The following is a 12,323-nucleotide window of genomic DNA, read 5'->3' on the forward strand; positions in this document are numbered from 1 at the left end:
AGCATGAGGTTTAAAAATAGGCGCTTTCGCAGCCGTGCGCTACTGGGCCATGGGGTACTTCAGGCCCATATTCTCGAACAGGAAAGCCCACTTGTCGGTCTGCTCGCCGATAACCTGGGCCGTGGAGCGGCCCGCGCCGTGGCCGGCTTTGGTTTCGATGCGGATGAGCACCGGGGCCGGGCCCTGCTGGTCTTCCTGCAGGCGCGAAGCAAACTTAAACGAGTGCGCCGGCACCACGCGGTCGTCGTGGTCGGCGGTGGTGATGAGCGTGGCCGGGTACACGGCCGGCTTGAGGGCGTGGTAGGGCGAGTACTTGTAGAGGTACTGAAACATCTCGGGCGAGTCCTGGGCCGTGCCGTAGTCGTAGGCCCAGCCCGCGCCGGCCGTAAACTGGTTGTAGCGCAGCATATCCATAACGCCCACGGCCGGGAAAGCCACCTTAAACAGCTCGGGCCGCTGGCTCATGGTAGCGCCCACGAGCAGGCCGCCGTTCGAGCCGCCCGAGATGGCGAGGTAGTCCTTCGAGGTATAGTTATTCTTGATTAAATATTCAGCAGCGGCTATGTAGTCGTCGAACACATTCTGCTTCCGGAGCTTGGTACCGGCCAGGTGCCAGGTTTCGCCATACTCGCCGCCGCCGCGCAGGTTGGGCACGGCATACACGCCGCCATTTTCGAGCAAAATGATATTGGACGTGTTGAAGCTGGGCGTGACGCTGATATTGAAGCCGCCGTAGGCATAGAGCAGCGTGGGGTTTTTGCCGTTCAGCACAAGACCCTTTTTATAGGTAAGCAGCATCGGAATGCGGGTGCCGTCCTTGGAGGTGTAAAACACCTGCTTCGACTCAAACTTGCTGGGGTCGAAGGCCACGCCGGCCTTTTTGTACACGCTCGATGTGCCCGTGGCAATGTTGTACTTAAAAATGGTGGGCGGATAGATGTAAGACGTAAACGTGTAATACGTCTCCTTTTCGGCCTTCTTGCCGTTGAAGCCGCTGGCCGAGCCCAGGCCGGGCAGCTGAATGGCGTGCTCTTTCTTGCCGCTCATATCGTACTGCTCCACCAGCGAGGTCGCATCTTTGAGGTAAGTAGCGAAAATTTTGCCGCCCACGGTCGATACGCTGAGCACATTCTTGGTTTCCGGAATGAGGTCGTGCCAGTTGGCCTGCCTGGGCGCGGTGGCCTCCACCGTTACGAGCCGAAAGTTGGGCGCTTTGTAATTGGTGTAGATGTAGAGCTTGCTGCCCACGTTCTCCACCACGTGCGAAATGCTCTGCTCGTCGGGCACTACGCTCACAATGGCGCTGCCGGGCTTGCTCAGGTCCTGCACGTACAGCTCGTTGCCGCTGGTGGTATTCGCGCCGGTGATGACGAGGAAGCGCTCGTCCTCCGTGAGGTGCGCCCCGATGTAGCGGTGCGGGCTTTTCTCACCACCAAAAATCAGCTTGTCGGTGCTTTGCGGCGTGCCCAGCTGGTGATAGTAGAGCTTGTGAATCTGGGTTTTACCGGCCAGCTGGCTGCCGGCCTTGGGCTTGTCGTAGCTGCTGTAGTAAAAGCCGGCGTTGCCCTTCCAGGCCAGGCCCGAGAATTTCACGTCCTTGAGCGTATCGCCCACGATGTGCTTATCGGCGGTACGCAGCACGATAACCTTGCGCCAGTCGGAGCCGCCTTCCGAAATCTGGTAGGCGGCCAGGCTGCCGTCGTGCGTAAACTCGATGCCGGCCAGGGAAGTGGTGCCGTCTTTCGAGAACGTATTCGGGTCGAGGAACACCTCCGGCGCGCCCGCGCCGAGCTGCCTATACAGCACGTACTGGCTTTGCAGACCGGTATTCTTCGAGAAATAGGTGTACTTGCCCTCCTTGGTAGGCGAAGAGTATTTTTCGTAGTTCCAGAGCTTGGTGAGCCGCTCGCGGATGGCCTCGCGGTAAGGGATTTTACCCAGATAATCCTGCGTCACCCGGTTTTCGGCCTGCACCCAGGCTTTGGTATCGGCCGCTTGGTCGTTTTCGAGCCAGCGGTAGGGGTCGGCCACCTTGGTGCCGAAGTACGTCGTGACGGTATCCACCTTGCGCGTCTGTGGGTAGGGCAGGGGCTTGATGGTAGCTACTGTTTGCGCGACGGCCGGCCCGGCGGCCAGCAGCGCAAGCGCGAAAGTCGGGAAAAGGTATTTCATAGAAAAAAGGGAAAGAGGAAACTCAACTGCTGTGCTGCGTTTGTAAAAGACAGTCACAAAAAAGCCCGAAAACAATTGTCAGCCAAAGAGTGCGCCCTGGCGCTGAGGTTGCTCGAAGGCCAGCAGCCAGCGCTTGCGCGCCAGCCCTCCCGCGTAGCCGGTAAGCGAGCCATCGGCCCCGATAACGCGGTGACAGGGCCACACGATAGCCAGCGGATTCTGGCCATTGGCCGCGCCCACGGCCCGCACCGATTTCGGGTTGTTCAGGCGTTGGGCTATGTCGAGGTATGAGGCAGTGCGGCCGTGGGCAATGCTGCCCAGCGCGGCCCACACCTGCCGCTGAAAATCGGTGCCGGTGCGCGGGGCGCAGGCCAGGTCAAATTCGCGCAGCTCCCTGCCAAAATACGCTTGCAGCTGGCGGTAGGGCTCTTGCAGGCAAGCCGCCAGGCCAGCGGCGGGCGTCGGGGCGTGCGCGTCCGGGTCAAGAAACTGCACGGCGTGCAGCCCCGCATCGGAAGCGTGCAGGGCCAGCGTGCCAATGGGAGAGTGCAGATAGGCGAGCGCGTCCATAAGGCCGCAAGGTAAGGCAAGAGGAGGCGTAGAAATAAACAGGACTTACACAAAATAGCCCGCCCAGCAGGTAATCTTATGTAAGTCCTGAAAAAGAGTGTTTTGGCTTCTTAGCCCAGCACGAGCTGGGCGGCTTTCACCCTAGTGGGCTGCGCCTGCTGCACCATCGCCTGGGCGGCGCGCAGTGCCTCAGCGCTGGGCTCGTGCAGCACGCGGCGGGGTGGGCCATCGGGCCGCAGCTCAGCATCCCAGAGGCCCGAGCGGTGCCAGTTGTCCAGGAAATCCCAGTCGGGGCGGTCTATGATGGGGTAAATACAAGCCCCGAGCAGCGGCAGGCCCTTGCTCAGGGTCTTGGCGCACTCGCGGCCAATCATCTGCCACCACAGGGGACGGTCTACGCCCGGGTGGCTGGTTTCGGTTACCACGAAAGGGCGCTTGTAGCGTTTATAAGCCTGGGCCAGCAGCTCGCTCAGCGGCACCCAGCGGGGGTCCATTACGGGGTCGTTCCAGCCCAGGTGGCGGTGCGGATGCAGCTGCCACTGGTTGTCGTAGTAGTAGTTGAAGCCCACGATGTCGAGCAGGCTTTCGTGGCCGCCCAGCTCGGGGCACAGGCGGCCCGCCAGGATGTCGGTGGCCTGAAACTGGTCGCGGTGCATACGCCTGGCTTCGCGCTGGTGGCTCAGCCAGGGGTTGGGCGGGGGCACGATGTTGATGAGGGGCTCGGTGCTGAGAAAGCGAATGCCGGGGTCGGCCTCGCGCAGGGCCCAGCTGCCTTCGATGTAGGCACGCATCAGGCCGTACTTTACCTCCCAGCCCTGGCCCACGCAGTAGGGCGAGGTGCCCCGGGCGTCGCCGCCGAGCCACGACATAAAGCTTACTTCGTTAATCGGCGTCACGATGAGCGTACCCTCGGGCCGCTCCGAGCGGTAAAAGTCTACGAATGCCCGACAGAGCGCCGCGAAGCGCCGGGCAAACATGGGGTGCAGCGGCGTCAGGTCGTCGGGGTAGCCGAAATGGCACAAGTCCCACACCTGCTGAATGCCGTGGCGCTGCCCCGCATCAAGCATGACTTTTACCGTGCTCCAGTCGTACTGGTAGGGCGTTTTCTCAATCATCGCCCAGCGAATTCCCTCGCGCACGGTCTTGACGTTGAACTGCGCCAGGTCGGCATAGTCTTCGTCGAGCAGCGGCAGGTGGCCGGTGAGGGGCAGAAAGTCGACCCGGTTGCCAAAGGCGTTGAGCTGGTCGGTACACTCGTAGCCGCCCCACCAAAAGGATTTAAAGGGTGTTTCTGTTCGTAATGGTTTCATATACAAAAGAATGAATAGAGGCCAGGGAGCTGGAAACCACCCGCGCTATACGCGCCCGGCCAGCGACTTGGCTTCAATAAAAATGCGCTTAAACTCCGGAAACTCAGTCCGGATGGCGTCCTGCACGGCTTCTACCGCCCCCTCAACCTGGGTGGCCGTGAGGTGGTCATCAAACTCCACGTCGAGCGCCAGCACCACATCGTCGGGGGCGAGGTACATCGTCAGGGGCGGGCGCACCAGCGTTACGCCGGGCGTTTGGCGGGCCAGCGCCAGCACCTGCTGCGCGGCTTCTGCAGTGATGCCTTCGCCCACCAGCAGCGCTTTGGTGCGCGACACCAGCAATACGGCCACGCCCATCAGCAGCAGGCCGATGACCAAGGACGCCGCCCCGTCGAACGCGGGGTTACGGAGCAAGTGCCCCAGGTATACGCCCAGCAAGGCAACGAGCAGGCCGGCTACGGCCGCCACGTTTTCGAGCACCGAGGCAAACACGGCCGGGTCGCGGCTCGTGCGCAGGGTGTGCCAGAAGCTGCTGCCGGCCAGCCGCTTTTCCAGCAGGGCCCGAATGGCCAGCCACGCCGCGGCGCCCTCAAAAAAAATAGATACCCCCAGTACTATATAGTTCCACAGTGGGTTTTCGAGCGGCTCAGGGTGCCGCAGGTGCTGGATGCCTTCGTAAAAAGACATGCCGCCGCCAATGGAAAAAATGAGCACAGCCACAATCAACGCCCAGAAATACAGCTCTTTGCCGTGGCCGAATGGGTGCTGCTCATCGGCCGGGCGCTGGCTGCGGCTCAGGCCATACAGCAGCAGGCCACCGTTGCCGGTATCAACCAGTGAGTGAATTCCTTCGGAGAGCATCGCCGACGAGCCGGTGAGGTAGGCCGCTACAAATTTGCTGACGGCAATGGCTACGTTGGCGGCAATACCGCCATAAAGGGAGAGCTTGGAAGAAGAGGATGCTGACATAGGAAGCCCCTATGTACGCGCCGGGTGGGGCGAGGTTGGGCCCGGCCGGCTTTCGGTACGGATGGAAGAAACCTGGCGCAGCCTTATTGCGCCTTTACATAAAAAGGAATATTGCCGGTTGCGACGTTGCCGTGGCCATCCGACGCGTACAGAAACAGGCGGTAGGCGCCGGCCTTGGCCGGCGCTTGCAGCTGCGCCTTGCCGGCGCTTTCGGCCGACAGCAAGCCCGCAATCGGGGCGGGGCGACTCTCGCGGTCGCCCCCGTTTTTGAGGTCGGTGCTTTCGGGCAGCAGCTCCCAGCGATACGTCAGCGGGTCCTTATCGGGGTCGGTGACGACGGCCGCGGCCGGATAGGGCTGGCTGGCTTTCAGGTACACGGTATCGGCGGCCTGGCGGCCGTTGAGGCGCAGGGAGGCCAGGTGTGGGGCGCGGTTGCGGGGCCAGTGCCCGCTCCACAGGTACTGCATCACGTCGACCACTTCCGTTTCCTGCCCGTCTTCCGTAAAAATGCCGTACCAGGTGGGCGTGCGCTCCTGCTTCTGGCCCCACAAAAACACGTAAGTACCCAGGCACTGGGTTTTGTCCTGCTCTACAGAAGCCTCGTAGCGGCTTTTGTAGACGGCCGCTTTCTGGCTGCTGGTTTCTTCCACGGCGGCTTTCCAGGGCAGCTGCTGGCTTTCCCAGTGGCCGGTGGGCCCCCACTCGGTTACGAGGTAGGGGCCGGTCCAGCCGGTAGTGCGCACCTGCTGCGGAATGGCGGCCAGGCCCGCGTACGTGTTGATAGACAAAATATCAACCGCCGGGCACTGGGCTTTGATGCGGGTTACCTCGCGGGCATTCAGGCCGGCCAGGACGGTCGAAGTCGGGTGGTTGGGGTCGACTTCATGAATCATGCGGGCGATGTCGTTCACGGCGTCCCACACCTTGGGGTTGGTGTACTCCAGGTTCAGCTCGTTGCCGATGCCCCACAGCAGCACGGCCGGGTCATCTTTGTACTTAAGTACTTCGGCCTTAACCTTCTGGAGCTGCGCTGCCACGGCCTGCGGGTCGTCGTAGTTGAAGCCGTGGCGCTCGCGGGCCACGTCGAGGCCCATCATCACGGTCAGGCCATTGGCATGAGCGGCCTGCAATACCTGCGGGGCCTCGGCGGTGCTCCAGGTGCGGATGGAGTTGCCGCCGTAGGCGGCAATGCGCTCCGGGAACTGGCTGCCGCCCGCGCCGCGCACAAAGTAAGGCTTGCCCGCGCGCAGGAGCTGGTAGCGGCCATTGGCATGGCTGATTTCGACCTTTACCGCCCCCGGCGGCACGGCCCGGACGGTGGTAATCAGCAAAAGCCCGGCCAGCACCAGCAAGCCCGGCACCCGGCTGAAGCCAGCAGAAGAAGTAATTTCAGGCATTGACATGGGGTAAAGAAAACAGCTCTGCCGCTCCTGGCAAAGCCCAGCCCTTAATTTTAAACAACTTTCTGCCATACAAGGCCAGCCATCGGTGCTGAGGAGATACCGGAACTGCCTGTCACTGCCCGCCTTTTTTTCCATGACTTACTCTTTCCTGCTAAGGACGGCCACCGCAGTACTGCTGCTTGCCAGCACCTTCACGGGCCGCCCCCTGCGGGCCCAGACTCCACTGCTCCAGCATGCTTCCGGCCGAAGCGTGCTCAGCCTCGACGGACGCTGGAACTACATCATTGACCCGTACGAGACAGGGTTTTACGACTACCGCCGCGAGGCCTTCGACCAGTCGCCCTCGGGTAAGGGCGGCTACTACGACAACCAAAAGCCCAGCTCGAAGCAGCAGCCCGAGCTGATTGAGTATGATTTCGACCAGGCGGCCACGCTGCAGGTGCCCGGCGACTGGAACTCGCAGGACTCCAGGCTGCTGTACTACGAAGGCACCATCTGGTATAAAAAGAGCTTTACGCTGACTCCGAAGGCAAATAAAAGGTATTTTCTATATTTTGGGGCCGTCAACTACGAGGCGCATATCTACCTGAATGGCAAAAAGCTGGGTATGCACCGGGGCGGCTTCACGCCCATTCAGTACGACATCACCGATAAGCTGAGCCAGACGGGTGATAACTTCGTCATTGTCAAGGCCGATAATACCCGCCACGCCGACGCCGTGCCAACCATCAATACCGACTGGTGGAACTACGGCGGCATCACCCGCGAGGTGTTTATTGCCGAAACGCCGGCCACGTACATTGCCGACTACCAGGTGCAGCTGGCCAAAAATGACCCGACCACGCTGGCCGGTTACGTGCAGCTCGCTGGCGATGAGCGGGCCGGCCAGACGGTTACGCTCACCATCGCCGAGGCCGGCCTTCGGCAAACTCTCAAAACTGACACCGACGGCCGTGCCACGTTTCGCGTGCCGGCTAAAAAGCTCCAGCGGTGGTCGCCCCAGCGCCCGAAGCTCTATGCCGTGAGCTTGGCCAGTGGCCCCGACGTGGTGCAGGACCGCATCGGCTTCCGCACCATCCAGACGCGGGGCCAGGATATTCTGCTTAATGGCAAGCCCATATTCCTGCGCGGCATTTCGATGCATGATGAGAACCCGCTCATTCCGGGCCGGGCGCGGGGCGAGGGCGACCTGCGCATGCTGCTGACCTGGGCCAAGGAGCTGGGTTGCAACTACGTGCGCCTGGCCCACTACCCCCACAACGAAATTATGCTGCGCCTGGCCGACGAGATGGGCCTGCTGGTGTGGGCCGAAGTGCCGGTGTACTGGACCATTGCCTGGGAAAACCCGGCCACCTACCAGAACGCCGAAGCCCAGCTCACTGACCTCATCTCGGTGGGAAAAAACCGCGCCAGCATCGGGGTGTGGTCGGTGGGCAATGAAACGCCGCCCAGCGCGCCGCGCCTCAAGTTTATGACCAGCCTGGTGCACAAAGCGCGCAGCCTCGACGATACCCGCCTGGTGTCGGCGGCGCTGGAGCTGCGCCGCGATGGCTACGCCGTGACCGTGGACGACCCGCTCGGGGCCGAGCTGGACCTCACCAGCTTCAACGAGTATGCCGGCTGGTACTGGGGCGGCAAGCCCAGCGAGATTACCCAGTTCAAGTTCGCTATTAAGTACGATAAGCCCGTTATCATCAGCGAGTTTGGGGGCGATGCGCTGGCCGGCTACCACGGCGATGCCGACACCCGCTGGAGCGAGGAGTACCAGGAAGCGCTCTACGTAAATCAGCTCCGAATGCTGAGTGGCATCCCTGGCCTGCGCGGCATGACGCCCTGGATTCTGGCCGACTTTCGGGCCACCCGCCGGCAGCACCCGGTGTTTCAGCAGGGCTTCAATCGGAAAGGCTTGATTTCCAGTGATGGCACGAAGAAGAAAGCGTTTTTTGTCTTGCAGGAATATTACCGCCAGCAGGCCCTGAAATACGACGCTAACTAAGATTGCTGGTCTGACCAGGCAAGCCGGACGGTCGATTAAACATACGCATACTCCTCATGCCTCTTCTTCAAAGCTGGCGCTGGTTTGGCCCCAACGACCCGGTAAGCCTGGCCGATATCCGCCAGGCCGGCGCAACCGACGTAGTATCTGCTTTACACTATATCCCGAATGGCGAAGTATGGCCGGTGGCCGATATCCGTGAGCGCCAGGAGATTATTCGCCAGGCCGGGCTGACGTGGAGCGTTGTCGAGAGCGTGCCGGTGCACGAAAACATCAAGACCCGCACCGGCAACCACCAGCACTACATTGCGAACTACCAGCAGTCTGTTCGTAACCTGGCGGCTTGCGGCATCTACACGGTTACCTACAATTTTATGCCAGTGCTCGACTGGACGCGCACCGACCTGGCTTTTCCGGTGGCCGACGGCTCGCGGGCGCTGCGCTTTGAAAAGGCCGCCTTCGTCGCCTTCGATGCGCTGCTGCTCCGGCGGCCGGGCGCCGCGCACGACTATTCCGCCGCCGAGCTGGCCCGCGCCGAGTCGCGCCTGGCGGCCATGAGCGCGCCCGAGCGCCAGCAGCTGGAGCGCAACGTGATTGCCGGCCTGCCGGGCAGCGAGGAAAGCTTTACGCTCGCCCAGTTTCAGACGGCGCTCGATACCTATCAGGGCATGGATGCCGCCCGGCTGCGCCACCATCTAATACTTTTCTTGCAGGCTATTGTGCCGGTGGCCGAGGAGGTGGGCGTGAACCTCGCCCTGCACCCCGACGACCCGCCCTACCCCATTCTGGGGCTGCCGCGGGTGGTAAGCACCGCCTCCGACGTGCAGGCCCTGCTCGACGCGGTGCCCTCGGTGCGCAATGGGCTGTGCTTTTGCACCGGCTCGTTTGGCGTGCGGCCCGACAACGACCTGCCCGCCATGGTGCGCCAGTTTGCCGGCCGCATTCACTTTATTCACTTGCGCAGCACCCAGCGCGATGCGGAGGGCAATTTCTACGAGGCCAACCACCTGGAAGGCGATGTAGATATGTACGCCGTGATGCGCGAGCTGATTGCCGTGATGCAGCAGCGCCAGGTGCGCCTGCCCATGCGCCCCGACCACGGCCACCAGCTGCTCGATGACCTGCACAAGCAAACCAACCCCGGCTACTCGGCCATCGGCCGCCTGCGCGGGCTGGCCGAGCTGCGCGGCCTGGAGCTGGGCATTACGCGCGCCGCATTCTAAAAGGCAAGCTCATGCGCAGCCAGCTTAGCGCTGGCTGCGCATGATAAAGTTGTTGAATACTACCGTACTGTCCTCGGCGCCCTGGGCTACCAGCGCCACGCGCACGCCCCGGTCCCAGGGCGGCAGGTAGGTGCCATTAACCGTAAAATTTTCGGTGGGTAGGGCTTGCCAGGTAGCGCCATCGGTGCTGTAAGCGAAGCGGTAGCGCTGCCCGCCCCACACTTCGAGGCGCAGGGTAATGGTGGCGCAGGGCGCCACAAATTCCTGCACCAGGCAGTGCTGCTTGCCGCTTTTGAGGTGCCACACTTGCAGCTGCCCGTTGCCGGCCATCAGAGCCAGGGCGTTGTAAGGGTCGCCGACCGCGGCCAGGCCCGCGAAGGTATCAGCCGGCAAATCGGCAAAATGGAGGGTTGTAGCGGCTTTATAAGAGGCTACGTGCGTGCGCCGCGCCACCACCGCCCCCAGCCGTACCGGGCTCGCCCCCAGCCGCAGCTGGCCCTGGTGCACGGCAGTGCGCGGGCGCGCTGCCCCCAGCGGCCATTGCCACTCGAGGCCCAGCTCTGCGCCGGCAAATTCTTCGGCAATATGCAGGCGGCCCATATCGGTAATGGGCAGGGCCTGCGGGCTGCGCCGCACAAACTCGGGCCAGCCGTCGGCATTCCAGGTAAACTCGCTAAGCAGGCCCTGCCGACCCACAAACTCGTGGCTCTGGGCAAAATAAGCGTGGTGCAGCAAAAACCAGCGGCCATCCAGCTCGGCTACTGTGCCGTGGCCGGGGCATTTCCAGGTGGTATTGCTGCTTAATATAGGGTTTTGCGAATATTTTTCCCAGGGCCCCAGCAGGTGGCGCGAGCGGGCCACGCCGGTAGCGTAGTTGCAGCCCTTGCCGCAGCAGCTGTTGCCGGCGTAAAACATGTAGAACCAGCCCTGGTGGCGCACCAGCGCCGAGCCTTCTACCAGCGGGCCTTCCCACCTGGCGTCGTTGCCAAACAGCTCGGTAGCTTCGCCGATAAGGGCGGTGCGCTCGTCGTTGAGGCGCTGCGCCCAGATGGGCGTATCCTGCTGAATGCTATTGCCATCCTCCTTCCAGATGAGGTAGAGGTCGCCGTGCTCATCGGGCATGGCAAAGCCGTCGATAGAGCCGGCTTCCTGGCCCACCAGCGGGCCGTGGTCGTGGTAAGGCCCTTCGGGGCGGTCGGCGCTGGCCACGGCCACACACAGCATCCCGCCTTTCTTGCGGGCCGTGTAGTACACGTAAAAGCGGCCGTTTTCCTGGTAAAACTCGGGGGCCCAGAAGTTGGAGCCCGCCCAATCGGGAAGCTTATCGGGGAAAACGTGGCCAACCAGCTCCCAGTCCAGTAGGTTTTTAGAAGTAAACAGGGGGAAGATGGCACCCCACTCGGCCGTAGTAGCGCTGGCCCAGTAGGTATCGCCCACCTTAAAAACGGTCGGGTCGGGGTAATCGCCGGGCAGCACAACCTGGTCGTAGCTGGGGCGGGTGGGAGCGGGCCGGCTGGCGGGCGAAAAGCCGGGAGCAGCGGCCAGAGCAGAGGCGAGTTCTAGTTCGATTGACACGGGAGGAGTGCAAAAAAGAATAGAAAGAAAACAGGATGGGGTGGGAACACCTTTTCAGGTTACAAACATACACCCAAGCCGCAAACGCCAAGCGAGCGCGTTGCTGTTTCTCGCTCAAAACTCCTGAATTATCGTTGAAATAATGGCTCTGCTAGCTGACTAGCCGAGTAAAAGGCCGGAAGTCAGCTATTTTAGGCATGTTTTTACTTAAATACCAGTTGGCCGCCAAATTCAGTAAAAGTATAGCTGCTGCTGAAAACACGTTTTTCGGAATTAGTATTCAGCATAATAAAACTTTAATTTTCTCAAGAAATATGGTTTGTCAACGGTGTCGTGACGCCGAGAAATAAGCACCTTATGCACCCCTGTTCGTGCCAAATGACTCAAACGCAAAAACCCGGAAAGCAGCTTCTAAACGAAGGTTGCTTTCCGGGTTTGCTATGTGAGCCGATTATTGGACTCGAACCAACGACCTGCTCATTACGAATGAGCTGCTCTACCAGCTGAGCTAAATCGGCATTTCCCTGGGCCGGCCTGCGCCGTTTGGGCTGCAAATATAGGGTGCCGGCTGGTCGCGGCGCAACCCTTGCCGAAATTTTACGCAACCCCGCTGCCTGTGGTACGTCTGACACTGGAAACTCCTTACATAACCTCTATGAAAATGCTGCCTTCTCTGGCGGCCGGCTTTGCCGGGGCCGCCGCGCTTACGCTGCTGCACGAAACCGCCCGCCGCCTGCGTCCCCAGGATGCGCCACGCATGGATGTGCTCGGCGAGCGCGGCCTGCGCAAAGTACTGGGCCTGGCCGACCTGCCCCAGCCCGACGGCGGTACGCTCTACACGGCCACTATGCTCGGCGATATAGTAAGCAACGGGTTATACTACACCGTAGTAGGTAGTGGCAGGCATAGCCTGCGGCGCGGGCTGCTGTTGGGCGCAGCGGCCGGGGTGGGAGGCGTGCTGCTGCCCGGCCCACTGGGCCTGGGCGAGGCCCCCAGCAACCGCACGCCCCAAACCCAGGCCATGACCGTAGCCTGGTACACCTTTGGTGGGCTGGTAGCCGGTGCCGTGGCCCAGGCCCTGCGGAAGGCGCGCAAATAATATAGG

Annotated in this window: 9 protein-coding genes and 1 tRNA gene; 3 read left to right on the forward strand and 7 right to left on the reverse strand. The window is 61.7% G+C overall.

What is annotated here, in order from left to right:
- Window positions 1-39: 39 nt before the first annotated feature.
- The 5 genes from F6X24_RS05650 to F6X24_RS05670 form a co-directional block, all read right to left on the reverse strand.
- Window positions 40-2,172 carry a prolyl oligopeptidase family serine peptidase gene (locus F6X24_RS05650; protein ID WP_151087086.1) on the reverse strand — a complete coding sequence of 711 codons (2,133 nt, stop codon included), beginning with the start codon at window positions 2,170-2,172 and terminating at the stop codon, window positions 40-42.
- 78 nt (window positions 2,173-2,250) lie between these two features.
- Window positions 2,251-2,742, reverse strand: coding sequence for a methylated-DNA--[protein]-cysteine S-methyltransferase (locus F6X24_RS19310; protein WP_151087087.1), 492 nt, complete (start codon window positions 2,740-2,742; stop codon window positions 2,251-2,253).
- A 110-nt stretch (window positions 2,743-2,852) separates the two neighbouring features.
- Entirely contained in the window at window positions 2,853-4,052 is a 1,200-nt protein-coding gene (locus F6X24_RS05660; protein WP_151087088.1) for an amine oxidase, read from the reverse strand.
- Between the two features lie 45 nt (window positions 4,053-4,097).
- Window positions 4,098-5,021, reverse strand: a complete 924-nt coding sequence (locus F6X24_RS05665) for a cation diffusion facilitator family transporter (protein ID WP_151087089.1) — start codon at window positions 5,019-5,021, stop codon at window positions 4,098-4,100.
- An 83-nt stretch (window positions 5,022-5,104) separates the two neighbouring features.
- The gene (locus tag F6X24_RS05670; protein ID WP_229725373.1) at window positions 5,105-6,424 is read right to left on the reverse strand and encodes a glycoside hydrolase family 2 TIM barrel-domain containing protein; all 1,320 of its coding nucleotides are present in this window, start codon (window positions 6,422-6,424) and stop codon (window positions 5,105-5,107) included.
- 133 nt (window positions 6,425-6,557) lie between these two features.
- Here F6X24_RS05670 and F6X24_RS05675 point away from each other — a divergent pair, with 133 nt between their 5' ends.
- Together F6X24_RS05675 and uxuA are read left to right on the forward strand one after the other, a co-directional pair.
- Window positions 6,558-8,420: a glycoside hydrolase family 2 protein gene (locus tag F6X24_RS05675; protein WP_151087090.1), complete on the forward strand. Its 1,863-nt coding sequence runs from the start codon at window positions 6,558-6,560 to the stop codon at window positions 8,418-8,420.
- Window positions 8,421-8,476: 56 nt separating this feature from the next.
- Window positions 8,477-9,643 carry a mannonate dehydratase gene (gene uxuA, locus F6X24_RS05680; protein WP_151087091.1) on the forward strand — a complete coding sequence of 389 codons (1,167 nt, stop codon included), beginning with the start codon at window positions 8,477-8,479 and terminating at the stop codon, window positions 9,641-9,643.
- A gap of 24 nt (window positions 9,644-9,667) precedes the next feature.
- Here uxuA and F6X24_RS05685 read toward each other — a convergent pair whose 3' ends face one another.
- Window positions 9,668-11,218, reverse strand: a complete 1,551-nt coding sequence (locus F6X24_RS05685) for a family 43 glycosylhydrolase (protein ID WP_229725375.1) — start codon at window positions 11,216-11,218, stop codon at window positions 9,668-9,670.
- A gap of 445 nt (window positions 11,219-11,663) precedes the next feature.
- A tRNA-Thr gene (locus F6X24_RS05690) sits at window positions 11,664-11,736 on the reverse strand.
- Between the two features lie 143 nt (window positions 11,737-11,879).
- On the opposite strand from F6X24_RS05690, the gene F6X24_RS05695 reads away from it, so the two are divergent.
- Window positions 11,880-12,317, forward strand: coding sequence for a hypothetical protein (locus F6X24_RS05695; RefSeq protein ID WP_317132522.1), 438 nt, complete (start codon window positions 11,880-11,882; stop codon window positions 12,315-12,317).
- Window positions 12,318-12,323 lie beyond the last annotated feature (6 nt).

It is taken from the genome of Hymenobacter baengnokdamensis, from assembly GCF_008728635.1.
Classification (GTDB): domain Bacteria; phylum Bacteroidota; class Bacteroidia; order Cytophagales; family Hymenobacteraceae; genus Hymenobacter; species Hymenobacter baengnokdamensis.